The organism is Sphingobacterium kitahiroshimense, from assembly GCF_025961315.1.
Lineage (GTDB): Bacteria > Bacteroidota > Bacteroidia > Sphingobacteriales > Sphingobacteriaceae > Sphingobacterium > Sphingobacterium anhuiense.
This window is the reverse complement of the sequence record NZ_JAOQNK010000001.1, coordinates 2,089,072-2,115,920: the sequence shown is the minus strand read 5'-3', so window position 1 is coordinate 2,115,920 and position 26,849 is coordinate 2,089,072. Positions and strand designations below refer to the sequence as shown.

Annotated in this window: 24 protein-coding genes and 1 tRNA gene; 20 read left to right on the top strand and 5 right to left on the bottom strand. The window is 35.2% G+C overall.

Annotated features, from left to right (window positions below; genetic code table 11):
- The first annotated feature begins 97 nt into the window (after positions 1-97).
- Entirely contained in the window at positions 98-463 is a 366-nt protein-coding gene (locus M2265_RS09605; RefSeq protein WP_021191443.1) for a winged helix-turn-helix transcriptional regulator, read from the top strand.
- 204 nt (positions 464-667) lie between these two features.
- On the opposite strand, the gene M2265_RS09600 is transcribed toward M2265_RS09605, so the two are convergent.
- Positions 668-743 (bottom strand) — tRNA-Lys (locus M2265_RS09600).
- A gap of 138 nt (positions 744-881) precedes the next feature.
- The gene (gene prmC / locus M2265_RS09595) at positions 882-1,736 is read right to left on the bottom strand and encodes a peptide chain release factor N(5)-glutamine methyltransferase (RefSeq protein WP_132771832.1); all 855 of its coding nucleotides are present in this window, start codon (positions 1,734-1,736) and stop codon (positions 882-884) included.
- A gap of 203 nt (positions 1,737-1,939) precedes the next feature.
- On the opposite strand from prmC, the gene ribD reads away from it, so the two are divergent.
- Both ribD and M2265_RS09585 read left to right on the top strand, forming a co-directional pair.
- Positions 1,940-2,986 (top strand): bifunctional diaminohydroxyphosphoribosylaminopyrimidine deaminase/5-amino-6-(5-phosphoribosylamino)uracil reductase RibD, encoded by a 1,047-nt coding sequence (ribD, locus tag M2265_RS09590; RefSeq protein ID WP_132771831.1) that lies wholly within the window; start codon positions 1,940-1,942, stop codon positions 2,984-2,986.
- A 29-nt stretch (positions 2,987-3,015) separates the two neighbouring features.
- Entirely contained in the window at positions 3,016-4,296 is a 1,281-nt protein-coding gene (locus M2265_RS09585) for a DUF2851 family protein (protein WP_132771830.1), read from the top strand.
- 1 nt (position 4,297) lies between these two features.
- On the opposite strand, the gene M2265_RS09580 is transcribed toward M2265_RS09585, so the two are convergent.
- The gene (locus M2265_RS09580) at positions 4,298-4,951 is read right to left on the bottom strand and encodes an ankyrin repeat domain-containing protein (RefSeq protein WP_021188140.1); all 654 of its coding nucleotides are present in this window, start codon (positions 4,949-4,951) and stop codon (positions 4,298-4,300) included.
- A 357-nt stretch (positions 4,952-5,308) separates the two neighbouring features.
- Between M2265_RS09580 and M2265_RS09575 the strand changes: the two genes are divergently transcribed.
- The 8 genes from M2265_RS09575 (at position 5,309) to M2265_RS09540 (ending at position 12,099) form a co-directional block, all read left to right on the top strand.
- A complete protein-coding gene (locus M2265_RS09575; RefSeq protein WP_132771829.1) occupies positions 5,309-5,872 on the top strand; it encodes a UbiX family flavin prenyltransferase in 564 nt (187 codons plus the stop codon).
- Between the two features lie 234 nt (positions 5,873-6,106).
- Positions 6,107-7,375, top strand: a complete 1,269-nt coding sequence (locus M2265_RS09570; protein ID WP_132771828.1) for a dihydroorotase — start codon at positions 6,107-6,109, stop codon at positions 7,373-7,375.
- A gap of 2 nt (positions 7,376-7,377) precedes the next feature.
- On the top strand, positions 7,378-8,052 hold the full coding sequence (locus M2265_RS09565) for a hypothetical protein (protein WP_021188139.1): 675 nt from the start codon (positions 7,378-7,380) through the stop codon (positions 8,050-8,052).
- Positions 8,052-8,648 (top strand): DUF4199 domain-containing protein, encoded by a 597-nt coding sequence (locus M2265_RS09560; RefSeq protein ID WP_132771827.1) that lies wholly within the window; start codon positions 8,052-8,054, stop codon positions 8,646-8,648. The genes M2265_RS09565 and M2265_RS09560 overlap by 1 nt, the downstream gene beginning before the upstream one ends.
- A 101-nt stretch (positions 8,649-8,749) precedes the next feature.
- On the top strand, positions 8,750-9,700 hold the full coding sequence (locus M2265_RS09555; protein ID WP_021188136.1) for a glycosyltransferase family 2 protein: 951 nt from the start codon (positions 8,750-8,752) through the stop codon (positions 9,698-9,700).
- 9 nt (positions 9,701-9,709) lie between these two features.
- Positions 9,710-10,837, top strand: coding sequence for a glycosyltransferase (locus M2265_RS09550; protein ID WP_132771826.1), 1,128 nt, complete (start codon positions 9,710-9,712; stop codon positions 10,835-10,837).
- 228 nt (positions 10,838-11,065) lie between these two features.
- Positions 11,066-11,338 (top strand): hypothetical protein, encoded by a 273-nt coding sequence (locus M2265_RS09545; protein WP_021188135.1) that lies wholly within the window; start codon positions 11,066-11,068, stop codon positions 11,336-11,338.
- Positions 11,335-12,099, top strand: coding sequence for an MBL fold metallo-hydrolase (locus M2265_RS09540; protein ID WP_021188134.1), 765 nt, complete (start codon positions 11,335-11,337; stop codon positions 12,097-12,099). The genes M2265_RS09545 and M2265_RS09540 overlap by 4 nt, the downstream gene beginning before the upstream one ends.
- A 10-nt stretch (positions 12,100-12,109) precedes the next feature.
- Here M2265_RS09540 and M2265_RS09535 read toward each other — a convergent pair whose 3' ends face one another.
- Together M2265_RS09535 and queA are read right to left on the bottom strand one after the other, a co-directional pair.
- Positions 12,110-12,799 carry a 2-C-methyl-D-erythritol 4-phosphate cytidylyltransferase gene (locus M2265_RS09535; protein ID WP_132771825.1) on the bottom strand — a complete coding sequence of 230 codons (690 nt, stop codon included), beginning with the start codon at positions 12,797-12,799 and terminating at the stop codon, positions 12,110-12,112.
- 85 nt (positions 12,800-12,884) lie between these two features.
- Positions 12,885-13,934, bottom strand: coding sequence for a tRNA preQ1(34) S-adenosylmethionine ribosyltransferase-isomerase QueA (queA, locus tag M2265_RS09530; RefSeq protein ID WP_045752934.1), 1,050 nt, complete (start codon positions 13,932-13,934; stop codon positions 12,885-12,887).
- A gap of 193 nt (positions 13,935-14,127) precedes the next feature.
- Between queA and M2265_RS09525 the strand changes: the two genes are divergently transcribed.
- The 9 genes from M2265_RS09525 (at position 14,128) to M2265_RS09485 (ending at position 26,837) form a co-directional block, all read left to right on the top strand.
- Positions 14,128-15,372 carry an ABC transporter permease gene (locus M2265_RS09525; protein ID WP_132771824.1) on the top strand — a complete coding sequence of 415 codons (1,245 nt, stop codon included), beginning with the start codon at positions 14,128-14,130 and terminating at the stop codon, positions 15,370-15,372.
- Between the two features lie 113 nt (positions 15,373-15,485).
- Positions 15,486-17,942 (top strand): glycoside hydrolase family 31 protein, encoded by a 2,457-nt coding sequence (locus tag M2265_RS09520; protein WP_132771823.1) that lies wholly within the window; start codon positions 15,486-15,488, stop codon positions 17,940-17,942.
- Between the two features lie 34 nt (positions 17,943-17,976).
- On the top strand, positions 17,977-19,887 hold the full coding sequence (glgB, locus tag M2265_RS09515) for a 1,4-alpha-glucan branching protein GlgB (RefSeq protein ID WP_132771822.1): 1,911 nt from the start codon (positions 17,977-17,979) through the stop codon (positions 19,885-19,887).
- Entirely contained in the window at positions 19,887-21,305 is a 1,419-nt protein-coding gene (locus M2265_RS09510) for a glycogen synthase (protein WP_132771821.1), read from the top strand. Before glgB ends, M2265_RS09510 begins: the two co-directional genes overlap by 1 nt.
- A gap of 1 nt (position 21,306) precedes the next feature.
- Complete coding sequence (locus M2265_RS09505; RefSeq protein WP_021188128.1) at positions 21,307-22,578, top strand: glucose-1-phosphate adenylyltransferase; 1,272 nt, start codon at positions 21,307-21,309, stop codon at positions 22,576-22,578.
- A 133-nt stretch (positions 22,579-22,711) separates the two neighbouring features.
- Complete coding sequence (locus M2265_RS09500) at positions 22,712-23,272, top strand: DUF2306 domain-containing protein (RefSeq protein ID WP_237682874.1); 561 nt, start codon at positions 22,712-22,714, stop codon at positions 23,270-23,272.
- A gap of 1 nt (position 23,273) precedes the next feature.
- Positions 23,274-24,194, top strand: a complete 921-nt coding sequence (locus M2265_RS09495; RefSeq protein ID WP_021191543.1) for a YARHG domain-containing protein — start codon at positions 23,274-23,276, stop codon at positions 24,192-24,194.
- Between the two features lie 74 nt (positions 24,195-24,268).
- Entirely contained in the window at positions 24,269-25,609 is a 1,341-nt protein-coding gene (locus tag M2265_RS09490) for a sigma-54-dependent transcriptional regulator (protein WP_132771820.1), read from the top strand.
- Positions 25,610-26,477: 868 nt separating this feature from the next.
- Positions 26,478-26,837, top strand: a complete 360-nt coding sequence (locus M2265_RS09485) for a hypothetical protein (RefSeq protein ID WP_132771819.1) — start codon at positions 26,478-26,480, stop codon at positions 26,835-26,837.
- The last annotated feature ends 12 nt before the right edge of the window (positions 26,838-26,849 follow it).

The following is a 26,849-nucleotide window of genomic DNA, read 5'->3' as shown; positions in this document are numbered from 1 at the left end:
GTCTTTTAATTTTAAAATTCTCATACAAAAGTAATTGATGAAGCATAAATTTTGTAGGTTAGATGCTAATTGTGGGATACTATAAAAAAAGTAAGTAATGACAAAAATAAAAGAAACTTCAACAAACTTTGCAAATAAGCAGGCTTTAGCCAATGAATGTTTGGAGGTTTATGCTTCTAACATAATTGGCGGTCAGTGGTCGCTGGCGATCTGCTGCTATCTAATTAACGGAAAACACCGATTTGGAGAATTGAAAAAATGTTTACCAAACATTACCGAGCGTATGCTGACCTTACAACTACGTAAGTTGGAGGAAAATAAAATTGTGAAACGAACGGTATACGCTGAAGTCCCTCCGCGCGTTGAATATGAATTAACTTCAATCGGAAATGAATTGAAACTTATTATTGAAGAACTTGGAAAGTGGGGTGAAAAACATAAAGCTGAGGCAATACAGGACTGAATATTTTAGATACAGTATAATGTGGGGTTTTATCTAGGGAAAAGTTGTTGGTAATTTGTTGTAAATTCTCAATGGTAGAAATGCAATTGGAGCAGTTTTACAATTATCGTATAATATCTTTAACATCCAGTACATGGTATCTATCCGAATGGTGCTATTGAAATCCAGTAATAACAAAAAAGCTTCACATTTCTGTGAAGCTTTTGGTGATCCCGCTGGGATTCGAACCCAGGACCCATACATTAAAAGTGTATTGCTCTACCAGCTGAGCTACGGAATCCTTTCTTTTTTGAAGAAATTTCGTTTTTGAAAGTGATGCAAAGGTAGAAAAAAAGACGATATGTGCCAACTTTTAAGTTAAATATTCTTAAATTATTTTGTTACTATTTGGTAATGAAATAATTAAATTTTTATCACCTTATTTTTTAGCATGTATCATCCTTGGATTTTGTTGCATATCATGATGTAATATCACTGTTTTAAACCCCTTTTTTTGTAACATATCGACTGTTTCATCCCCATAATACTGATTAATTTCAAAATATAAGTCACCTTCAGCTGTTAAATGCTTCAGCGCAAAAGAAGCTATAGTCTCATAAAATAATAAAGGAGCAGTTTCTTCCACAAAAAGAGCTAAATGCGGCTCGAATTCTAATACATTTGGATGCATTTCCTCTTTTTCTTTTGGTGTAATATAGGGAGGATTACTGACGATAATATCATATTGCTGGGATTGAAAGATATATTCCCATTCTAGGATATCTGCATTCACAAAATTTATTGGCGCATCTAAACGGAGTGCGTTGCGTCTGGCTGTGGCAATAGCTTCTTTAGAAATATCCAATGCTGAAATATGGGCTTCCGGCAAATGCTTTTTAAGTGAAATCGGTATGCAACCGGATCCGGTTCCAATATCGATAATACGTAACGGTAGCTGATCCCGATGATTGCGGATGATCAGATCAACTAATTCCTCTGTCTCTGACCGCGGAATTAGAACAAAAGGATTGACTTCAAAAACTTCTCCAAAAAAATCAGCTTTTTTTAAGATGTGTTGTATAGGTTTCTGTTTCAGCAGATCTTTTAAAATATTTGAAATCCGACTGCTTTGTTCTTCTGATAATGCCAGTTCTTTGTTCACACTGTACTGCATCTTGGAAAGTCCTAAAACATCTTCAATAACTATATAGAAGATGTTTTTGATTTCTTCTGCGTCATAAAATTTAGCTAGATCTTTTTGGAATAAGCTGTCGTAGGTTTGTAATTTTTCCATTGGTCAAACTTAGATAAATTTGTTTTATTTACAATTATTATTGCCTCAGATATTAAACAATTTATTTGTTGAAGTCATTTTTATTGGAACTTACCTTATTAAACAAGATGAATCTCTCCTCTAGTATTCAGAACTATTGGATAGTCTAAATTTACAATATTGCTCGTATTTTAAGTTATAGTATTGTTTTGATACTTTTGTATATGAATATGCAAGAAAGCTACATGCGTAGATGCCTGGAACTGGCCGCTTTGGGAGCAGGTACTACAAGTCCTAATCCAATGGTGGGTGCCGTTATTGTTTGTGATGATCAAATTATTGGAGAAGGATTTACATCACCTTATGGTGGAGCTCATGCCGAAGTTAATGCTATTCAGCAAGTATTGGACCATTTTGGGGATGATGCCGCAGCTAAATTAAGACAGTCAATTTTTTATGTTAGTCTTGAACCTTGTGCACATTATGGTAAGACACCACCATGTGCAAATCTTATTGCGAGATACAAGCCTAAAAAAGTATATATAGCATGTTTAGATCCATTCGCAAAAGTGAACGGTAAGGGTGCAGAGATTTTAAAAAATGCAGGAATAGCTATTGAGATCGGACTATTAGAACAGGAGGCTTTGTGGTTAAATCGCAGATTTTTGACACGTGTTCAAAAAAATCGCCCTTATGTTATTCTCAAATGGGCAGAAAGTGCAGACGGATATCTTGGAAAAGAAGGGGAGCAAGTGTGGATTAGTAATGGGGCGAGTAAGCAGTTGGTTCATAAATGGCGAGCTGAGGAAGATGCAATTTTAGTGGGCGCTAAAACTGCATTGGTTGATAATCCTAGCTTGACCGTACGCGAGTGGAATGGAAAAAATCCGAAACGTATATTGATAGATAAATTACTTTCTGTTCCCGCTGAAGCTGCTATTTTTAACGATGAAGCTGAAACCATTATTTTTAATGCTGTGAAGACGGAATGGTCTGGTCATAATAAGTATATCGAATTGGAAAATTATGATTGGTATCTTCCTCAAAATATTTTGTATCAATTGTATTTAATGGATGTGCAATCTATTATTATTGAGGGTGGAGCAAAGACATTATCCCTATTTATTGAAGCTAATTTGTGGGATGAGGCTAGGGTTTTTAAAAGTAAACGTACTTTGGATGGCGGGATAAACGCCCCGCAGGTAAAAGGTGAATTGAAAGAAATTATGAAAATTTCGGATGATCAATTGGAAATTATCGTAAATATATAAACTTTAAATTATTTGATTATCTTTAGGTTATGGCTATTCCTGAAGATCTTTTGCAATTCATATGGAGGTTGCGTCTGTATCACACAGATCAATTAAAAACCGTTAATGGCGAATCCATCCAAGTTTTACATGTAGGTGAACATAATGACAATGCGGGACCAGATTTCTTGTTTTCAAAAATCCGTATCGGAAGTGAGTTGTGGACAGGTAATGTGGAGATTCATGTCAGATCATCTGATTGGTTTCTACATGGACATCAAAAAGATGCAAAATATGCAAATGTAATTTTACATGTTGTGTGGGATCATGATCAAGAAGTGATTCATGAAGATGGCTCCCTTGTGCCAACACTCAGACTGTCGGATTATGTTTCTGAAGAATTACTGAAGCAATATCAGCGTTTAATGGATGGGCAACGTTGGATTCCATGTGAAAGTCAGATACTTCATTTAGATAGTTTTAAAGTGGAGAGCTGGGTAGAGCGTATGGCAGTAGAAAGAATGGAAGATAAGTCAAGATTGATACTTGAATTACTACAAAAATTTGATGGAGATTGGGAGAAAATATTTTTTATATGGCTGTTTCGAAGTTTCGGATTTAAAGTAAATGCAGACGCTTTTCAGGCTTTAGGCGAGCAATTGTCAAATTTATTATTGCTGAAATATAGGACAGATATCAGTAAATTGGAAGCTATGATTTTTGGTCAGGCGGGTTTTTTAAATTCTACTTTTGACGAAGCATATCCTCTACAATTACAGAAGGAATATATTTATCTTAAAAAAGCCTATTCCTTAAAAGAAACTCATTTTCCACTGCTTTTTTCACGGATGCGACCTCACAATTTTCCCACTATTCGAATAGCTCAATTAGCCAGTTTGTTACAAAATGAAAGTGTTCGTCTACAAGGAATCTTAGCGATTGAAAATTTAAGTGAATTTAGATCGCTACTTAATAATATAAGGGTTACTCATTACTGGAAGACTCATTTTAGTTTTGCGAAGCAATCCTTAGCGACTAGTGATCATAGTTTAAGTGAAATGAGTCAAAATAGCTTGATTATTAATGCATTTATTGCATTAACATTTTCTTATGGGGCTTACTTTAAGCTGGAAGATTTGAAAGAAAAGGCAATGCGATGGCTAGAAGAATTACCAACTGAAAGAAATAATATTATTCAAAAATTTGAAGATATAGGGGTTAATGCGTGGCATGCGGCACATTCACAAGGTTTGTTGCATATAAAAAGGAAGTATTGCGATTCAAAACAATGCTTACGTTGTGGGATTGGCTTAGAATTGCTCCGGCGTTAGTTTACATATCCTTAAGTATTGTTGCAATATCACTGTAGCCTTTTGAGGCAGCGAGATCTGATGCTGTTTTGTTATTGGAGTTCTTTAATTCAATAATAGCTCCATGTTCAAGGAGTAAAACGATAATTTCAATATTTCCTTGTTGTGCTGCTAAATGCAATGGGGTAAGACCTGTTTGCTGTCTGTTGTTAACATTTGCTCCAGCTTCAATAAGTAGCTTTGTAATTGCCGTGTTTTTATTTAGAAGAGCAATGTGAAGCGGGTAGAGATGTTCCTCATTTTGGGTAGGGATATCAGGATTGGCTTTATGTGCAAGTAATAGACGAACAACATCTTCTTTATTAAAATGGGTCGCTAAAGCGAGGGCAGAATAACCATGTGTGGAGACCTCATTAACCACTGAAGGTAACTGTTTAATCATCGCTTCAATATAATTATCCAAGCCGGCAGCCACTGCTTCATGAATATTTAAGCCTTGATTGTGCTGAAGAAGAACGCGGATGATTTGAGGTTTATGAAAATAGCAAGCTAGTAATAAAGGCGAAATGCCGTGACTTGTTTCTTCTAAGATTAAGGCTGGGTTGCTTGTTAAAAGCAAATCTAAATCTCTACTATTTCCAGATTCGATGTATTGTTCTAATATACTTAAACTCATTTTCTAGTATTATACGATCTTAACGGTAACTAAAATAGAAAAAAAATGTGATGAAAATCTGAATTTATAAAAGAAATGTACAGATTATTTTTTATTAATAATCATTGGTTGTGCATGTAGATAACCTTGTTAAGTTTTAATTTATCAGGCTTTTAGGTAATAAATAAGGTGTTTTTAACTATTTTTAGGAATATAGTTGTAACAATTATTCTTTTTTTTAAAAAATCCTTTAAAATATTCACACTTATGGTATATTTGTATACGCCCATCCCAAGGGTTTGTTTTTCATAGGTAGATGTAGGGTCGAATATTCCTTATTCGACCCTTTTTTATAGCTTTGTTTATTAAAAGGAAATTATGTCTAGAAAAATTGTAGTAGCAATAACAGGAGCAAGTGGTTCCATCTATGCTAAGGTTCTGCTAAATCGACTGATGGAATTAAAAGATCAGATCAGTGAAGTGGGAGTAGTAATGTCTGACAATGCCAAAGTTGTGTGGCAGGAGGAGTTGCAAAATAAAGATTATGAACAATTCCCTTTCCAGTTTTACAGTAAAAATGATTTTTTTGCGCCATTTGCTTCGGGATCTGCACGATTTGACACGATGATTATCTGTCCTTGTTCAATGGGGACTTTAGCACGTATCGCGCATGGTATCTCTTCTGATTTAACAACAAGGGCAGCTGATGTCATATTGAAAGAACGTAGAAAATTAATTTTAGTAACTAGAGAAACACCTTTAAGTCATATTCATATTCAAAATATGAAAGTTGTTACTGATGCAGGTGGTATTATCTGCCCGGCATCACCGTCGTTTTACAGTTTGCCAAAAACTTTTGATGAATTGGCAGGTACAGTCGTGGATCGGGTGTTGAGTCTAGCTGGTTTTAATTTTAATCATTATCAGTGGGGAACAGAATAGCGATAGCTATGTGAATATTTTCTAAAATTCAATGGAGAATCGATAGTATTTTGTAACTTTGTTTTTTGAAATGAAGCAGTCTAAAGCTACACGTATTAAAAATAATCCTTCCTCTAATTTTCAAAGAGAAAACTCGCTATTTTTATTGAATTCTACTAAGGAAAGAGTATTAGTGTGCTTTAAAACTGCGCGTACTTACTATTCAAATCCAATAAATTTCAACTTCTTAAGCATATGAAAAGCGTATTAATTACTTCTGTCAAAGTGGTTTTGCCGGGAAATGAATTTGATCAACAGGTGGTTGATGTATTCATTGAAAAAGGAAAGATTTCCAAAATTGCAAATTCCATTGAAGTCGCTGATAAAAATATAGAAATATTCGATGGTTCAGGAAATATCCTTTCTATAGGTTTCTTTGACCTAAATGCTAATTTTGGTGAGCCAGGTTTGGAAACCAAAGAAGATAGTACTTCTGGATCGGCAGCTGCCGCCGCTGGAGGGTACACTGCTGTTGCTGTGATGCCCAATACGCAACCGGCAATCCAAAGTAGGGCTGAAGTTGCTTTAATTGTCAATATTGCAAAAGGTAATTTGGTAGATATTTTACCGATCGGTGCAGTGAGTAAAAATCGCGAAGGCCATGAAATGGCTGAGTTGTATGATATGAAACAGACTGGTGCCATTGCTTTTAGTGATGGTAATAAAAGTATGCAGCATGCTGGTTTAATGAGCCGTGCATTATTATATGCGCGCGGATTTGGAGGCTTAATCATTGCTCATCCAGAAGATGCTTCAATGGCGGGAGGTAATAAAATGAACGAAGGGGTGATGAGTACTTATTTAGGTATGAAAGGTATTCCTAATCTTGCAGAGTCATTGATGGTTTCTCGTGACCTTTATCTAGCTGAATATGCCGAGTCACCTATTCACTTTACTACGATAAGTACAGCCGAAGCGGTAGATTTAATAAAAAAGGCAAAAGCAAAAGGAATTCAGGTTACCTGTGATGTTGCCGCACATCAATTGGTTTTTACTGATGATGAAATTGTTGATTTTGATAGTAATTATAAAGTAAGTCCCCCGTTGCGTACCAAATCCGATGCAAAAGCGTTAATAAAAGGATTGAAGGATGGTGTTATTGATGCTGTTGTTTCACAACATACTCCGCATGAAATTGAATTTAAAAATGTTGAATTTCATATCGCAAAAAATGGTATAATTGGTTTACAGACTGTTTTACCTCTTTTAATCAAAGCAGGATTAAACGAACAACAGATAGTTGAAAAATTAGCTGTAAATTCACGACGGGTAGTTGGATTAACTTTGCCTGAAATAAAAGAGGGTGAAGTGGCCAATTTGGTGCTATTCAGTATGAATGAAAATTGGATTTTTGATCAAGAATCAAACAGATCCAAATCTAGAAATAGTCCTTTGTTCGGAAAAGAGTTAAAAGGGAAAGTTAAATTAGTGATCAATAATGGTCAAATCATAAAAAATGCTTAATAATGGAAGCGAATATTAAAGCGGCTGTTGCTGCAGGGATTAATACCTACGGTAGAGTAGATAACATCGAAACAAAATCAGAATTTTTAACAAAAGTTGAGCATGTTTTTGATACCGATGGAAAATATATCGATAAATTGGCTTTATTGGATGAAGCTTTTGATGACTATCCACTATTTGATGAGTTAAGAGAAGTATATGTCGATCTGTTATTGATGAACTTTTTTTCTATTGATATTCAAAAATTAGAAGAAGATTATTTGGAGTCTGAAGAATGGGAGAAAATCGAAGATGAAACAATAGATCGCGGTACAGAACTATTGAATATATTTTTATACTTACGTGAATGTAAAGATGATGAGATTGATCCTGATTTAGATGATTACTTGAAGGAGTTTTTATTGGTTGATGAAGATGAGTTTCAAGATGAGCATGAGATTTATGAAGATATCATTGCTAATCAAATTTTAGTAGAAAGTACATATGCAGAAATTGCAAAAACTGCAAAAACAATCAATCCATCAAGTGAGGTTTATGAGCTATTTTATGCAATCATAAGTTTCTTCAGTGAGATTAACCCTAAAGATGCGCAGTTTGAAGAGTATGAATCTCACAGCGAAAACAAAGCTTTCGATGCAGCTCTTTATCAAATTATTACTAACTTTTACAAGGGCTAATGGAAGTTGGTGTTGACAAAAATAGTAAGATTATAAGTATCCTATATGGTGTTGGCTTGGGGGTGATTTCATTTTTCTTAGGATTATGTTCCATTTATGTAGTAAAGCCATTAGAAGGATCAGCCTTATTGCAGTACAGCAATCCATTTTTTAATTTTATTTTATTTTTAGGTGTGACGGTTTTAATAACCTTTGCGTTACGAAAAAAAATGGGAGGTATCTGGGACTTTAGTAAGGCGTTGAAATGTATTTACATCATGCTTGTAATTAATCATTTAGTCGCTTCAGTAAGTACCTTTACCTATTTAAAATATGTAGAACCAACTCTTCAGGAAGAAAATTTTCATGTAATGATGAATGCTCGGATTGAAAGTATGGAAAGAAGTACAGGTTTTGCCAGTGAAGAAGAAAAGCAAAAAACAATAGATGTAAGCATTGAACAAATGGAGAAAGATAATGAATCGGTTGCAAACATGACTTTGGGCGCTCGTGCAAAAGGTTTTATTATCACCTTACTTCCTTATTTTTTGTTTGCCCTAATGTTAGCTGCTTTGACAAAAAATGGTCAAAAAGCTAGCAGTAATCCTGCTGTTTAAAAAGGATAAATTTTAAAAAATCATTACGTTAAGGTGTTGTCAGAATGACAATACCTTAACTTGTTTATAAAGCAAATATATTGACAATGATCAACGTACATATGGATATTTCAGTTGTTGTTCCCCTTCTTAATGAAGAAGAATCTTTACCAGAGCTAACCTCATGGATAGACCGTGTGATGGCTAAACACCAGTTTTCTTATGAAATTATTTTAGTTGATGACGGAAGCAAGGATAAATCATGGGCTATAATTGAAGAATTAAAAAAGAGCAATAACAATATTTCAGCAATAAAATTTAGACGTAATTACGGTAAATCTGCTGCTTTAAATGTTGGCTTTGCAGCAGCTCAAGGTGATGTGGTAATTACAATGGATGCCGATTTACAGGATAGTCCTGACGAAATTCCGGAATTGTATGATCGTATAATGAATAAAGGGGCAGATCTAGTTTCTGGATGGAAACAGAAACGCTATGATCCACTTACAAAGACATTACCTACTAAACTGTTCAATGCTGTGACAAGAGGTATGTCGGGAATTAATAATTTGCATGATTTTAATTGTGGATTGAAAGCATATCGTAAAGATGTTGTTAAAAACATTGAAGTGTATGGAGAAATGCATCGTTACATTCCTGTTATAGCGAAATGGGCAGGTTTTACCAATATTCAAGAACAGGTTGTACAGCATTATCCAAGAAAATACGGTACAACCAAATTTGGTGCAGGTCGTTTTGTAAAGGGTTTTCTTGATTTATTATCCATATTTTTTGTTGGAAAATTTGCTAAACGTCCTATGCACTTCTTTGGTGTAATGGGTGTAGTGAGTTTTTTAGTAGGTCTTATTATTACTTTATACTTGATCTGTCACAAATTGATGAGTATCGCCGCTGGGACACCATTTAGAGATGTCACAGATCAGCCGATGTTTTTTTTATCACTGACAGCGATTATCATTGGTTCACAATTGTTTCTAACCGGTTTTTTGGCAGAATTGGTTTCGAGAAACAGTACAGATCGTAATAATTATCAGATCGAGAAAGTAATATAATTAATAGAAATGCGCATTGTTATCTTAGGATCTGCATATCCATTAAGAGGAGGGGGGATAGCTTCATTTAATGAACGATTGGCCGAGCATTATCAGCAAATGGGACATGAGGTGGATATTTATTCTTTTTCACTCCAGTACCCCAATTTTTTATTTCCTGGTAAATCGCAATTTTCAGATGAGTCCGCACCAAATGGATTACGAATTTTTTCAAAGGTGAATTCTGTCAATCCTTTTAACTGGATTAAAATAGGACTGGAACTAAAGAAAGCAAATTATGATCTCTTAATCGTGCGCTTCTGGATGCCTTTCTTTGGGCCCTGCCTTGGAACGATTCAGAGAATTGTACGTCAAAACAAACACACAAAAGTAGTATGTATTGCTGATAATATCATTCCACATGAACATCGGATTGGAGATCAAATATTAGCGAAATACTTCTTAAATGCTGTTGATGGTTGTGTTACGATGAGTAGAAGTGTTTTGGATGATTTAAAAGAGATCAATTCTAAGATACCTGCAACTTATACACCACATCCTTTATACGATAACTATGGTCCTAGCATTAGTCTAGAACAAGCAAGAGCAGCGCTGAAGATACCAGTGGAAGACAAAGTTGTCTTGTTTTTTGGTTTTATACGCCAGTATAAAGGATTGGATATGCTTTTGGAAGCGTTAGGAAAAGTAGAACTTCAGGAATTAAATGTAAAATTATTGCTAGCTGGAGAGTTTTATGGAGATGAGGATCTGTACCAGTCACTAATTCAAAAGTACGGTTTGCAAGACCGTGTTTATCTCCATACTTCCTTTATTCCGAATGATGAAGTTGGCAAATATTTCTGTGCAGCCGATGTTGTCGTATTACCCTATAGAACTGCGACACAAAGCGGTATTACCCAAGTAGCCTATCACTTTGATCTTCCTATGATCGTTACTCGAGTAGGCGGACTGCCAGAATTGGTGCACGATGGACTCGTTGGTACCGTTGTCGAACCTAATGTAGCGGAAATTGTAAAAGGAATAGCATCTTTTTATGATCAAAATAAAGGAAGTGTCTTTCGTGAAAATATGAAAGAGGAAAAGAAAAAATATAGCTGGGATATCTTTGGTGAAGAAATAATTCGATTGGCGAAATAATCTTTAAAATTTAATGTATAAAGCTTTTCATATACAATTATTTAGGGACTGATTGCTATTTATTTCCAGCCAGGTTTATCAGAAAAATCAGAATTTTACAGGTTATCAACAATGATAAAAGTGCATTGCAACCTGTACAATTCCTGTTCAAATAGAGGTAATTGTATTGCAAATCTGAGCAAATTTATCTAAGTTTGAATATAGGCACAAGCATAAATAAGGGAAAAATTGGTAGCATATACACAAGGAAGTTTAGATAAGATCGAAGAACTTTTTAAGGATCAGGGATATAGGGTTAGGTACGAGAAAGGGACTTTTAAGACAGGAGCGTGTGTGTTACAGAGTTCACTTGTAGTTGTCGTGAATAAGTTTTCTAATTTAGAGATGAAAATCCAGTCTTTGATGGCTATTTTAACTGAAATCGACATCGATCAATCACGCGTTAATGAGAAGCATCTTACTATTTATACACAAATTACTAAACTAAAATCAAAACGTTGATAGTCAAATTTTTAGGAACTGGAACTTCGCAGGGTGTACCTGTTATCGCTTGTCAATGTGCTGTTTGTTTATCAAATAGTCATTTTGATAAACGTCTTCGTTCCTCTATTTTGATTAGTTATGACGATAGAAACATTGTCGTAGATACGGGGCCAGATTTTAGATATCAAATGCTACGCGAGCATGTGATGCACATGGATGCGGTATTAATGACACATTCACATAAAGATCATATCGCAGGTCTTGATGATGTTAGAGCATTTAATTTTAAGCAACAGTCTTCCATAGATATTTATGGTACAGATGTTCTTCATGATGCGTTAAGAAGAGAATTTTACTATGCTTTTTCTGGAGTAAAATACCCTGGGATACCGCGTTTAGAATTAGTGGAAATTGAAGCATTAAAACCATTTCATTTGTTTGGAAAGGAAATTCTTCCTTTGGAAGTGATGCATTATCAAATGCCTGTCTTAGGTTTCAGAATAGACGATTTTGCTTATATTACAGATGCAAAGACCGTATCCCATTTAACAAAAGAAAAACTTCAGGGATTGAAAGTTTTAGTTATAAATGCTTTACAAAAAGAAAGCCATGTTTCGCATATGACCTTGGATGAAGCTGTAGCTTTTGCTCAAGAAATAGGAGCTGAACAAACTTATCTAACACATATTGGTCATCGCATGGGGCTACATAAAGATGTTGTAAAGGAACTTCCTGCAAATATTACTTTAGCTTACGATCAACTTGAGATCAGGGTGTAGTTATACACTTCTATACTTTTGAGTAGATCTGTGCAATTTCTAAATCCTCAGGATAAGTTATCTTAATGTTTTTATAATCACCAATCACAATATGAATAGGTATACCTAATCTTTCCACAACGGAAGCATCATCTGTAAAAGTCGCCTCTTCATCCTGTTCATAAGCTGTTTCTAATAAACCTCCTTCAAAAATCTGAGGCGTCTGTACAAGCCAAATATGATTACGATCAATTGCATAGTTGGTATCTGCTGTCGTCATACGAACAGAATCAGTACACGAACGAGCAACGATTACCGCTTTAGAAACCTCCACTTGTTCAAAAGCAAGATCAATTGTATTGGCGGCTATTAAAGGTCTCGCCGCGTCATGCACAGCGATAGCAATTTCCTGTAAATTTAGTTGCTTTTTTTTGATAAATGCAATTCCATTTTTGACTGTCTGAAATCTTGTTTCTCCTCCATAAGTAATATCATGAGGAATAGTAAACTTGTATTCTTGACAAAGAGATTTCCAAAAATACTCCATTGCTGGATCAATCGCTATGATGATATGCGGTTGTTTTGTACTTGTATAGAACTTCTCTATCGTATGCATCAAGACTGGTTTCCCGTTCATCAATAGATATTGTTTCGGTAAATCTGACTGCATACGACTACCTTTGCCAGCCGCAACTATTAAAACAAAGCTTTGATCGATCATGAGTTATGAAGAATATAAAAGGATTGAAAACAAAAAACGTGGATAAATATACTATTTATCCACGTCTGTATTTTTTAATTGTCGATTAGATAATCAACATGGCATCGCCATAGCTGTAAAATCTGTATTTTTCTTTAACCGCTTGTTCATAAGCATTCATAACGTGTTCGTAACCACCAAAAGCAGCAATCATTACTAATAAAGTAGATTCTGGAGTATGGAAATTCGTGATCATTGAGTTTGCAATACTGAAATCGTATGGCGGATAAATAAATTTACTCGTCCAATCGTTCGCTGGTTTTAAGTGACGATCAGCAGAAACAGCTGATTCGATTGCGCGCATTGAAGTCGTTCCTACGGCACAAACTCTTCTTTTTAAGTCAATAGCTTTATTTACTGTTTTAGCAGCTTCTTCCGTGATGATAAACTGCTCAGAATCCATTTTGTGTTTTGTTAAATCTTCAACTTCAACCGTTCTGAAAGTTCCTAATCCAACATGTAAAGTTACTTCAGCAAAATCAACACCTTTTAGTTCCAAACGTTTCATCAACTCGCGAGAGAAGTGAAGACCTGCAGTTGGTGCTGCAACTGCTCCTTCATTTTTAGCATAAATTGTTTGATAACGAAATTTATCCTCAGGTGTTGCTTTACGAGTAATATATTTTGGAAGTGGAGTTTCACCCAAAATCTCAATATTACGACGAAATTCTTCATCAGTTCCATCAAATAAGAAACGGATTGTACGTCCACGTGAAGTCGTGTTGTCAACAACTTCAGCAACTAATAAATCATCATCTCCAAAGTAAAGTTTATTTCCTACACGGATTTTTCGAGCTGGATCAACCAATACATCCCATAAACGAAGTTCTTTGTTTAATTCACGTAACAAGAAAACTTCGATTGTAGCACCAGTTTTTTCTTTATTGCCATATAGACGCGCCGGAAAAACTTTTGTATTATTTAAAATCATGACATCTTTGTCATCAAAATAATCTAATACATCTTTAAAAATTTTATGCTCAATTTTACCAGTATCACGGTGTAAAACCATTAAGCGTGATTCGTCACGATTTTCAGTTGGTTCAGACGCCAAAAGAGACTCTGGTAAGTTGAATTTAAATTGAGATAACTTCATCTTTAATATTGATATTTTAAATGATTGCCTTTTATATGTATTTAAGTTCCCTATAACAGACTTATTGGAACATAAATAAGCATACAAAGGTAGTCAATTTTTTAGTTAAAAGGGAGTTTCTTTCTGGATTAAATTGATTAATGAATTGATTTTGACATAAAATCAAAACTTAATTGTAATTTAGAACCTGAATATGCTAGCAATAGGTCTCATTAAGGAAAGTGCAAAATTCGCACTGTCGGCTCTAAAAGATAACCGTACGCGTACTTTATTGTCCTTATTAGGGGTAACAATAGGTATTTTAACGATTATTGGTGTCTTTTCAGCTGTTGATACATTACGAAATAATATAGAAGATTCTGTTAAGAAGATAGGATCAAATACATTATATGTTCAGAAATGGCCTTGGACTGGAGGGCCCGATTTCCCTTGGTGGAAATATCTCAATAGACCAGAACCTAAATATGAGGATTATTTAATGCTGAAAGAACGCATAACAACGGCAGATAAGATTGCCTATATGATTGATATCGGTAATTCTACGATTAAATATAAAAATAATAATGCCTCTGGGGTGTCTATTTCAGCAGGAACACAGGATCAGTACAGTATTCAGAATTTGAATGTTGAAAAAGGTAGATATTTTGTCGAAAGCGAAACCCGTGCAGGGTCATTAGTGACTGTTTTAGGTGCTGTCATCGCAGAGGGACTTTTCCCAAATAGTGATCCTCTGGGAAAATATGTCAACATGCTGGGACGGAAGGTACAGGTAATTGGTGTATTAAAGAAGGAAGGGGAAGGAGTGCTGATCAATACTTCTCCTGATAATAGTGCATTTATTCCCTTTGAGCTTGCTCGAAATCTAGTTAATTACGATAATTTTTCACCTAGTATTGCTGTTCGAGTGATGTCAAAGTATTCTTTAGCAGAAGCTGAAAGTGAAATTAAAGTTTTAATGCGTTCAATTCACCGCATTTCTCCACAACGAGAGGACGATTTTTCAATTAATCAAACAACCATGATAACTTCCCAACTGGATAAAATGTTTGGCATTGTAAATCTAGCCGGTTTCTGTATTGGAATTTTCTCCATATTGGTAGGCGGATTCGGTATAGCCAATATTATGTTTGTGAGTGTCAAAGAACGTACACATATTATTGGTATTCAAAAGGCTTTAGGAGCTAAAAACTTTTTTATATTGTCTCAATTTTTGATCGAATCAATCGTGCTCTGTCTATTAGGCGGTGCTATTGGCTTATCTATCGTGTTTCTGATCACATTATTGGTTAAAATTGGTACTGGGTTAGCAATTGTCGTGAGTATAAAGATGGTACTCTTGACAGTCTTTATTTCGACGTTAATTGGTTTGATATCAGGTATTGTTCCGGCTTTGATGGCTTCTAGATTAGATCCAGTGGAAGCAATCCGTAGCAAATAAGCTATAAAATAAAATTAAGTTTATTCTTTACTTCATGATGTAGCGAGTTTTTGTATTATTTATCGTAATTTAAGTTCAGCTTAAACTGATTAAATTATTTAAAGATAAATACTATGGGAGACTCGATAAAAAAAGAGGAAATTGCAAATGATCTGTTAGATGCAAACTCGTCTGAAGATAATGTACATCATGTTAATAATCCTGTATTAGACCTTCCTACTATAGAGAAAAAATACCTGGCTAGAGTAAGAGCATGCTCTAAGGATCGGAATACATTTTATTTTACAGATGGTATTGCTAAAGTGGAAATTCGAATAGTTTCTGATGAAATTATTCGCGTTCGTTTGGCTCCTCAAGGATCTTTTTTAGATGACTTTTCTTATGCTGTTATCGATACAGATCAGCACGCAGTATCGTTTTCTGTAGATGAAGATGAAACAAGTTATTACGTGAAAACAAATAAGGTGATCTGCGCTATCCGTAAAACAGATTTTTTGGTTTCATTTCAAGATCTTTCAGGTAAAGTATTCAATACCGATGACAAACCAATGCATTGGGAGGAAAATCCAGACTTCGGCGGTTATTATGTCTATTGCAGCAAAAAGGCACATGAAGATGAAGCTTTCTTCGGCTTGGGAGACAAAGCAACAAATTTAAATCTTAGAGGTAAACGATTTAAAAACTGGAATTCGGATACCTATGGCTATGCTTTTAATCAAGATCCCCTTTATAAAACAATTCCTTTTTATATCGGAGTGACTGGTGGAGAAGCCTACGGTATTTTCTTTGATAATACATTCAGAACATTCTTCGATTTTGCTTCAGAAAATAAACAACGTACAAGCTTCTGGTCCGAAGGCGGTGAGATGCAATATTATTATATTCATGGCCCAAATATGATCGATGTGGTAAAACGTTATCATAGTATCACTGGAACCCATTATATGCCTCCATTATGGGGGATTGGTTACCATCAATGTCGATGGAGTTATTATCCTGAGCAGAATGTAAGAGATATAACAGCAGAATTTAGAAAAAGAGAAATTCCTTGCGATGCTATTTACCTTGATATCGATTATATGGATGGCTATCGCTGTTTCACCTGGGACAAAAAATATTTTCCGGATCCTAAAAAAATGATATCAGATTTGGCCGCCAACGGCTTTAAAACAGTGGTTATGATAGATCCTGGTATTAAGGTTGATGAAAATTATTGGGTGTTCAAGGAAGGACAGCAAAATAGGTATTTCTGTCGTCGAGGTGATGATTATTTTATGGAAGGTTTTGTATGGCCTGGAAGATGTCAGTTTCCCGATTTTACAAATCCAACTGTAAGGGAATGGTGGGGTACTTTATACAAAGGCTTGGTTGATGACGGAGTTGCTGGATTTTGGAACGATATGAATGAACCTGCTGTTTTTGGAAGAGGTACATTTCCGGATGACGTAAGACATAACTATGATGGCTATCGAGGTTCCCACAGGAAAGCGCACAATATATATGGCATGCAGATGGTACGTGCTACATATGATGGTTTAAAAAAGCTATATAAAAATAAAAGACCTTTTACTATCACGAGAGCAGCGTATTCGGGTACACAGCGTTTTTCTTCGGTATGGACCGGAGATAATATTGCAACATGGGAACATCTTCGTATTGGTCTTTTGCAGTTGCAGAGATTATCCGTTTCGGGACTTTCTTTTTGCGGAACCGATATTGGAGGATTTACAGGAGAACCGGATGGAGAATTGTTTACACGTTGGATGCAATTTGGCGTCTTTTCTCCATTCATGCGTGTACATTCCGCAGGTGATACCCGCGACCGTGAACCATGGAGTTTTGGCCCTGAATGGGAAGCAATATGTAAGAAATTTATTGAAATGAGGTATAAATTACTACCTTATATCTATACCATTTTTTGGCAACAACATCGTTATGGAGAACCTATTTTAAGACCGATTTCCTTGGTGGAACAACATATCCCTAAAAATTTAATACGAGAGGAAGAGTTTTGTTTCGGAGATAAAATTTTAGTCTCACCTGTTCTTAATCCTGGACAAAAGAATAAAGTGGTTTATCTTCCAGAAGGAGAATGGTATTATTATTTCAATTTACAGAAATATGTAGGTTTACAGGAACATACTATTGATACTCCCCTAGATGAAATGCCGATTTTTGTAAAAGGAGGAAGTATAATTCCTGAATATCCCGTGATGCAATATACATTTCAGCAAAAAATTGATGCATTGAAATTGAATGTTTATTTCAGTAGAGGTAAGTTTGACTCTTATACCTATGCTGATCATGGCGATACCTTTGCTTATGAACAAAGTGTCTATGCTGAAAAACACTTCCTCTTAGAAGGGACAGATAATAGCTTAGTGATACTGCAACAAGTGGAAGGACTTTACAATGAAAGATTTGATGATTACAAAATTTATCTGATCGGCATTCCATTTGAAGTAAGAACAGTTAAGGCAGATGGTGTTGAACTCAACTTGTTAAAAGATGAATCAGGCAATGATTACATCCAAGTAGAAAAAGATTTCAGAAACTTAATTATAACATAATTTACGATTATTAAACCTAACACCTAATCTGATCATGGGTCAACCAGTAGAAGTATTTTCGTTACTTACAGCATTCGACATATCATTATTTAGAGCTGGAAGACATTACAAATTATATGAGAAATTTGGATCTCATGTTGTTGAGTATAGCGGTCAATCAGGAGTTTATTTTGCCGTATGGGCACCTTATGGAAGTCAAGTTTCCGTCATTGGAAATTTCAATGGCTGGAATCCTTATACACACCTTTTGCATGTGCGTTGGGACGGAAGTGGTATCTGGGAGGGATTTATTCCAAATATTGGAATAGGAGAAGTATATAAATATCATATTAATTCGATGGCAGGAGAGCAATTGGAAAAAGCTGATCCTTTTGCGTTGATTAGTGAGTTACCACCACAAACTGCGTCAATTGTCGGTACAACTTGGTATGAGTGGGAGGACAAAAACTGGATGTCACAAAGAGCTCAGTTTAATAGTTTGGATAAACCTATGTCGGTGTATGAAATGCACTTGGGTTCCTGGCAACGTGATCCTTCAGATCCCGATCGTTTGCTTTCCTATCGCGAAATTGCAGATCGATTAGTTCCCTATATAATAGAAACAGGATTTACACATGTCGAGTTTCTTCCTGTTATGGAACACCCCTTTTATCCATCTTGGGGTTATCAGATTGCGGGTTATTTTGCTGCATCTTCACGCTATGGGGGACCACAAGATTTAATGTATTTGATCGAATCTTTACATAAGCATAATATCGGTGTAATTTTAGATTGGGTACCTTCACATTATCCTGGTGACGCTCATGGATTATATCGTTTCGATGGTAGTTTCCTTTACGAGCACGAAGATATAAGAAAGGGCTTTCATCCAGATTGGAAATCATATATCTTTAATTATGGTCGAAACGAAGTGCGATCATTCCTCATTAGTAATGCGCTCTTTTGGTTGGACCGGTATCATGTGGATGGTTTGCGTGTGGATGCCGTTGCTTCCATGCTTTATCTTGATTATTCGCGTAATGAAGGCGAGTGGGAACCCAATAAATTTGGAGGAAGAGAAAATTTGGAAGCTGTAGAGTTTTTAAAAGAATTTAACGAAGCTGTTTATCATCATTTCCCAGATGTTCATACCATCGCAGAGGAATCAACATCTTGGCCTGGTGTAAGTAAGCCAACATCTGTAGGAGGATTAGGTTTTGGCATGAAATGGATGATGGGTTGGATGCATGATACGTTAGATTATTTCAAAGAAGATCCTATTAATCGCCGATATCATCATCACAAATTGACTTTTGCAACTGTGTATGCATATCATGAAAATTTTATGTTGCCCTTATCTCATGACGAAGTTGTGCATGGAAAAAAATCTCTTTTGTATAAGATGCCGGGTGATGAATGGCAAAAATTCGCAAATTTAAGAGCACTTTATTTGTATATGTTTACATTAACCGGGACGAAACTGTTATTTATGGGTGATGAATTTGCACAAACAGCAGAGTGGAATGAAAACAAATCTTTGGATTGGCACTTACTGGATTATTCGCCACATAAAGGTATGCTTAGATTTGTTACCGCCTTAAATCGTGTGTACAAAAGTCAACCTGCACTTTATCAGAAAGCTTTTGTAGGCGATGGGTTTCAATGGGTAGAACAAGGAGATTATACCAATAGCGTGTACGCGTATTTACGCAAGGGATATGAAGAAAAAGACAACTTATTAGTCATATTAAATCTAACCCCAGTTGTTAGAAAAGAATTTAGGATAGGTATACCAAAAAATGGCGTATGGGAGGAAATTTTGAATTCAGATCAATTAGAATTTAATGGGAGTGGACTGATCGGCGAAGCTTACAATTCAACACATGTTCACTGGATGGGTTTTGAGCAATCGATAACGATAACTTTACCACCTTTAGGAGGTATAATATTAAAACGAAAAGCATAATGAAAGTAATACATTTAAGTGTTGAATGTTTTCCGGTAGCAAAGGTAGGCGGACTGGCAGACGTATTGGGAGCTTTACCTAAATATCAGCGTAAACTTGGTGTTGACGCATCCGTTGTTATGCCTTGGTACAATCGGAAATTTACACAAGAAAATAAGTTTGATCATATTGCTTCCGGAGCTTTCTATCAAGGATCGGAATTATTACATTATGAAATTTTGAAGGAAGCAGATGATCTACTTGGATTTCCATTATATCTCATTCGCATACCCGGTAAATTAGATCGTGAGGAAGTATACTGTTACCCAGATGAATCTGAGCAATGGCTATCATTTCAACATGCTTTTTTACATTGGTTAAAAGCAGATGGCATACAACCCGATTTGATCAATTGTCATGATCATCATGTTGGATTGGTTCCTTTTTTATTGAAATACAGTTATGAATTTCAACAGTTTTCGCATGTTAAAACACTTTTTACAGTTCACAATGGGCAGTATCAAGGCTGGATGAATTGGAGTAAAGGTATTTTATTGCCAAGTTTCGATACTTGGCGATGGGGATTGCTTGATTGGGATGGTGTAATAAATCCCATGGCAGCAGCGGTTAAATGTTGCGATGCATTTTCTACGGTTTCAGATGGATATCTAAAAGAATTATTTATCGAAGCAAATGATCTACAATCTTTGTTTGCATCCGAATCGCAAAAAGGATACGGCATTGTTAACGGGATCGATACAGATTATTGGAATCCGCAGTTAGATACTTTAATTGATTCGAATTATAATCTTAATACAGTTGAAAAAGGTAAATCACAAAATAAAAAAAGCTTATGTGAACAGTATAAATTAGATCCTTCTTTACCATTAATGTCATTTATAGGCCGATTTGCTATAGAAAAAGGAGCAGATTTATTAGCTGAAATAATTGATCAACTTTTGGGAAATATTAAATCCAAAATGAGTATATTTATTTTAGGCTCAGGAGATCAAGATATTCAGGATGCTTTGCAACAGGTTTTAGAAAAATACCCAAAACAGCTTGCAGTTTATTTTGGGTATAATGAATCACTTGCACATCAAGTATATGCAGCAACAGATCTGTTATTGATGCCCTCAAGAGTGGAGCCTTGTGGATTAAACCAATTATATGCCCTACAGTATGGGACAATTCCAGTCGTAAGAGGTATTGGCGGGCTCAAAGATACAGTTATTGATGTGAAAGATACAGGTGGATACGGTATCGTATTTCCCGAAGCACATGTTGAAGATGCAGTACAGGGTGTGATAAGGACTTTAGAAATAGTTAACCAGGCCGATTTGTTGTCAGAAATTAGACAAAGGGAAATGCATTTGGATTTTTCATGGAATAAGTCAGCTCAAAAATATTTGGATTTGTACACTAAATTATTGAAATAATATGTCACACAAAGTAGTCTCTATTGTTTTGGGGGGTGGACGAGGTACTCGTTTGTATCCCTTGACCGAACAGCGCTCAAAACCAGCTGTACCAATTGCTGGTAAATACCGTTTGGTGGATATTCCGATTTCGAATTGCTTAAATTCCGGATATAATAAAATCTTTGTTCTGACACAGTATAATTCGGCATCTTTAAATAAGCACATTAAAAACGCTTATAATTTCAGTATTTTTAGTAAAGGATTTGTAGATATATTAGCTGCAGATCAAAATAATGAAGGCGATCGGTGGTTCGAAGGAACAGCTGATGCTGTGAGGAGAACACAGAAAAATCTGCTGAATGTCGATTATGACTATGTACTTATTCTTTCAGGTGATCAATTGTATCAAATGGATTATGCTGCATTAGTCGACTTTCATGTTAAAAACAAAGGAGATGTCACCATTGCAACTATTCCTGTCACTGGTAAAGATGCAACAGGATTTGGAATTTTAAAATCGGATGAAAATAATGTTATTACCTCCTTTATAGAAAAGCCTAATAAAGAAGAACTGTTAAACTGGGGGTCCGAAGTATCAGAAGAGATGGATAAGCGCGGTAGACATTATTTAGCTTCTATGGGGATTTATGTTTTTTCAAAAGGAGTATTGGCCTCCTTACTCAAAGAAAATCCAGGTATGGATTTTGGGAAAGAAATCATTCCTGAAAGTATAGATTCCAAAAATGTACTGAGTTATCAATTTGATGGGTACTGGACCGACATTGGTACAATTAGTTCTTTTTTTGAAGCAAATATTGGTTTAACCGATGATATCCCTGATTTTAATTTGTTTAATGAAACAGTTTATACAAGAGCACGGATGTTGCCTCCTTCTAAAATATCAGGAACTACATTAAACAATACAATTGTTGCAGATGGATGTATTCTTAATGGCGATAAAATTCAGCGTTCCATCATTGGTATTCGCTCCCGTATAGGACATGGTACAGTGATTAAAAACACCTATATGATGGGGAGTGATTATTATGAACAACTGGAGGAAGTTTTGGAATTAGGAAGTACGCAGGCACCTCCGCCAGTAGGCGTCGGTGAACGATGTTATATTGAAAATGCAATCCTAGATAAAAACTGTCGTATTGGTAATAATGTTCGTATAAAAGGAGGGAAGCATCTTAAAGATGGAGATTATGAGACCTATGCTGTTTGTGACGGTATCGTGGTCGTAAAGAAAGAAGCGGTTATTGTGAACGGCATTACCATTGGCTGTTAATTGAAATTTTGAAAATTAAGGTAATTTTTTAAATTACCTTAATTAAATCAAATTGGAAGAGATGACTTTGGGTTGGAAAAAAATCATAGGTAATTTAATACTATTATTACTGTTTGGATATAGCTGTATTCTAATGGCAGAAATTATTTGGCAATATCGAAATTTTGAATTAGATACTTCTTTTTTACAGATTAAACAAACTGAAATAACAGAGATCTTCTGGTACAGATTTGTGTTTTATGCCCATGTTACTTTTGCAATTTTAGCGCTTCCAGCTGGATTTACACAATTTAATAGCACCATTTTAAGAACATACCCACGTTTACATAGAGCATTTGGTTATTTATATGCTGGTGCTATTTTAATTGTTGCAGCACCCTCTGGTTTTTTAATCGCAATGCAAGCTAACGGTGGACCAGTTGCTCAGATTGCCTTTACATTACTTGCAATATTTTGGTTTTACGTTACACTTCAAGCTGTTCTAAGAGCAAAAACGGGAGATTTTAAAGCGCATAAAAATTTTATGATCAGAAGTTTTGCATTGACATGTTCGGCATTAACTTTGCGCTATTGGAAACTTGTATTAGTTTATTTCTTTCATCCCTATCCCATGGACCTATACCAATTGGTGGCCTGGTTAGGCTGGATTCCAAATCTACTAATTGCAGAATGGATAATTAACCGTAATAAATAATATGAAAAGACTTTTCTATATTGCACTGGCATTCGTCATGCTAACCTCTTGTAATAGTAAAACAGATAAAAAATCTTCAGACCAATCAGTTTCGGGAGCTATGGTCGAAAATGAGATTCATCCAGAATTATATGGAAATTGGGTAGGCGATTTTACTGTAGATGAAAAAGTTTCGGAAGAAATTCTTGAAAAGCAAGGCGAGTTTCCTGCTGAATTCGATTATAGTCCTAAAATTAATTTGACAATTAAAAGAATTACAGCCGATACAGTCATTGCGCAAAATGTGGTAAAAGGAAATTTAAGACCTTTGGTAGGGAAAATAGAAGAAAATGGAAATTTGATCACCTTTATCTTGGATGAGCCCGGAGATAAAAAATCTGACGGAAGATTTGAGTTCAAATTGAATAAAGATACTTTAGAGGGGGCTTGGACAGCATTTGATCAAAGTGTAAATGTGAAAAAAAGGAATTTCAAATTAATAAAAAAACAGTTCGTTTATAATGCTAATCTCATGTTACCTAATGATGAAAATAGCGAACCATTAATTGATTGGTATGCGTCAAAAAAGGAATCAAAGACGATGGCAGACGGAGATTCAACTTACACCTTTATTAATGATTTATATCGTGCAGCATCGCCTGTTGTATATACGCTCAATGCGTCAAAAACAAAGCTCACAGAAGCCGATTTAAAAAATTTGAAGAAGTTGGATTTAGAGATTATTCGAAATACTATTTTTGCACGTCATGGATATGCTTTTACTAAAATTAATGTGCGTCAATTCTTTGATCCGGTGGATTGGTATGTGCCGGTTTCCAATGATGTAACAAAAGAGCTAACGCAATTGGAACGTGATAATATTGCCCTATTAACACGTTTTGAAAAGTTTGCAACTGATAACTATGATCATTTTGGTCGTTAGGTACAAATTGTATCTGATATACATAATAAGTTTCGCCTAAAATTTACTTAAGTTTGATATCTAAAATTTAATCATTGAGCACTATCCTAATCATCGACGACGAAGAAAAGATTCGTACACTACTTGCTAGAATTATTACCCTAGAAGGCTTTGAGGTATTTCAAGCTTCAGATTTAAAGAAAGGATTGAAACGCTTGGAAGAGCAAGATATTGATGTTGTAATCTGTGATGTTAAATTACCCGACGGAAGTGGTGTAGATAGCACAAAAGTAATAAAAGAGAAGTACCCGTTAATTGAAATTATCTTGTTGACAGCATATGGAAATATTCCGGATGGCGTACAGGCAATTAAAAATGGAGCTTTTGATTACATTACCAAAGGAGACGATAACAATAAGATTATTCCATTAGTAAATAATGCAAGCGAAAAGGTAGCATTGGCAAAAAGAGTTCAAAAACTCGAAAAACAGCTAGGAGACCGCTATTCCTTTGACAAGATTGTCGGAAAATCGAAACCAATATTAAATGCAATTGATTTAGCAAAAAGAGTTGCTGTTACTGATACAACAGTGTTATTAACAGGTGATACAGGAACTGGAAAAGAAGTGTTTGCACAAGCGATACATCAGGCAAGTAACCGTAGTAAGTTTAATTTTGTCGCCATTAATTGTGCTGCTTTTAGTAAAGAACTATTGGAAGGTGAATTATTTGGACATAAGGCCGGTTCTTTTACCGGTGCAATGAAAGATCAAAGAGGACTTTTTGAAGAGGCAAATAAAGGCACTATTTTTCTTGATGAAATCGGCGAAATGCCAGTGGAATTGCAAGCCAAAATTTTAAGGGTATTAGAAACTGGCGAATTTTTAAAAATTGGAGAAACAAAAGTAACACGTGTAGATGTTCGTATTATTGCAGCTACGAATCGTAATTTGGAAGAAGAAATAGCAAATGAACATTTCAGAAGTGACTTATTTTATCGTCTTTCGGTATTCAGTATTTATTTGCCAGCACTGCGTGAACGTAAGCAAGATATTCATTTATTGGCAAATCATTTTACACAAATCTTTTCTTTGCGTGCTAAGAGAAAAGAATTACAAATCTCGCCTGAATATATTACTGCATTGGAAAACCATCAATGGAAAGGAAATATTCGTGAACTTAAAAATTGCATAGAACGTAGTGTGATTTTATCAGATAATGATGTATTGTGTGTTGACACGCTTCCTTTTGCTAGTATAGCCGTTGATTCAGGTGTAAAAATGTTATCTGCCTTCTCCATGGCAAGTGTAGAAAAAGTGCATATTCAAAAAGTACTACACCATACTCAGGGAAACAAAGCAGAGGCTGCTCGTCTTTTGGAAATTGGTATTGCAACACTCTATCGTAAGATTGAAGAGTATAAATTAATATCATGAGCTAGAGGTCTCTGGTCTTACGGAGGCCTTACATATTGTAATCTTCCTCTCGGATGATTGTTTAATAATTACTTTGTTAAGTATATTTCAAACTTGTATTGAACTGATTTTGGAAAGAATAGACTATTCCTCAGAGAACTTAGAAGTTTATAGTTTAAGATAAAAAAATCCAATTGTTGTTATAAGAATGTCAATTGGATCTCGTTAATACCAATTTATCTGTATATCGGCCTTATATTCATTATACGGCCATTTTTATATTACTTTCATTATAATGCCACTATTCTTGGCTCTTTCAGACATGTTGTTCCTTACAACTTTCGAGCAGTGTAATAATTCTCTGTAAAAATTCCTTTTAACCTTATATCACTCTGCATCATACCTCTTAAAATTCCTTCTATTATGATAATGAGCCTATCATTTTGATAGGTTTTTCTGTTTTTAATTATTTGCGTTATTGCCTTAAGTTACTCTTATTGAGTATTTTATTTTCCTGTTATTAGACTTGGAATAAAATTGGCATCCAGCACTTCCAAAATGAATACTCATGTTAAATTCAAAATGGAAAAAAATCAGGCAGTACGACAGGTACTGGAAATCCGGCATAACGTCCGGACTATTGAAAATTGCCTTTGTTGCAATTGTGACTTTTGCGCTTGTAAAATTTGTAGATATTCTCAGCACATAAATTGATAAAGATGATAGCCATAATATTGACACTTGTCGGTGTAATTTGTTTTGCACTGTTTTTTAAATCAATTGACTTTTTTGATCAGATTTAAGGTGAAGCCAAGAAGTAGATAATCTTGATATATAGCAGCTATTATGTACTACTCGAGCAGTCATCAACAAATGAAAAAATAATAGAATGAAAACAAAAATGATAAGTACCCTGGAAGAATGGATACCAGAGTCCAGTAATTGGATTTCAGATAAAGAATTAGGCGATCATACCGTAGCTGATTATATCGTATTAGGGAAATTAGCCGAACAATGCTTAAAAAAGATGAACTCAGGTAATGAATATGAGTATGCAGACGCCGAAGAAATTGCAAAAGTGGTGAATTTGATATATCAGGGAGGAAACCAATATACACGTAATGCGATCGAAAATGAATTTCTGACTAAGCTGTCCATAGAAGAAAGTCCAGCAAGTTTAAAAAAGCATCTGGCCATATTGCCAAAAGAATTGAGGAAGGAATACCTCAAAACGATAATGGAAAATTAAAATTATAGCAAA